Here is a 1,153-nt window from a genome sequence, read left to right on the forward strand (position 1 = left end):
CCACTTAGCTAAGCTGCACTTTCGTAGTACAACTGTTCAAATTGCAATGGCGACAAATAACCAATTGTACTATTAGACCTCTTTCTGTTATAAAAGAACTCAAGATACCGGTAGAGTTTTTGCTGCGCTTCTTGCTTCGTCTTGAATTTTGGTTTGCTGTAGATGAACTCACGCTTTAAAATGCTATGAAAAGCCTCGATACAGGCATTGTCATAGCAGTTTCCTTTGCGACTCATGCTGGGCTTCATTTCGTAGCTTTCTAGCTGCTCTCGGTAATCCTTGGAGGCATACTGAGAACCTCGGTCAGAATGGTGAATCAAGTCTTTTCCGGGCTTCTTTGATGCATAAGCTTGTTTCAGTGCATCCATGACAAGATCTGTTGTCATTCGATCGCTTAGCTTCCATCCAACGATTTGTTTCGTGTACAGGTCCAAGATACTGGCGAGGTAGAGCTTGCCTTGTCGACATGGAATATAAGTAATGTCGGCTACCCATTTTTCATTTGGCTTCGTTGCTGAGAAGTCTTGTTCAAGGACATTTGGGGCAATTGGGTTATCGTGATCGGAGTCGGTTGTGGTGACTCTGAATTTTCGTGCCATGCACGAGCGGAGCCCCTTTTCGCGCATGATGAGACCAACAGTGCGTTTCGATACCGTCCAGCCTTCCTTGACCAGATCATTATGGATTCTTGGACTGCCATAGATTTCGTCAGAGTCATAAAAGTACCATTTAATACGTTCTGTAAGCTTCACTTTGTGTAGTTCCTTCTGGGAAGGCGCTGATGATTTCCACTTATAAAAGCCGCTCCGGGACACCTTGAATACGCTGCACATCTTCTCCAATCGAAACTCAGAGCGATGATCTTCGATGAATTGGAACCTTAATTCTTTTCTTTGCTGAAGATGTGCATGGCCTTTTTTAGGATGGCTATTTCTTCTTTCAGGTCATCAATTTCGCGCTTTTGTTCATCAAGGAGGAGGGATTGTTGGCGAAGAGTCTCCCCCTGATTAACAGGTTCGTGTTCAAACTCTCGATATTTCCCCACCCAGTTTCGCAGCGTAGCTGGATTTACATTCAGATCGTCAGCGATCTGCTCCAGGGACTTTCCTTGTTCCTGCACATACTTTACCGCCTCACGTTTAAACGTCTCATT

General features: G+C 44.6%; 2 protein-coding genes. Both read right to left on the reverse strand.

All coding sequences use genetic code 11. The features are described 5' to 3' along the window. Positions 1 to 8 precede the first annotated feature (8 nt). Positions 9 to 869: an IS3 family transposase gene (locus AC58U0_RS37240; protein ID WP_497383668.1), complete on the reverse strand. Its 861-nt coding sequence runs from the start codon at positions 867 to 869 to the stop codon at positions 9 to 11. Between the two features lie 11 nt (positions 870 to 880). Then, on the reverse strand, positions 881 to 1,153 hold a 273-nt coding region (locus AC58U0_RS37245; RefSeq protein WP_497383667.1), incomplete at its 5' end, for a transposase.

Source organism: Paenibacillus sp. J31P190 (assembly GCF_059692075.1).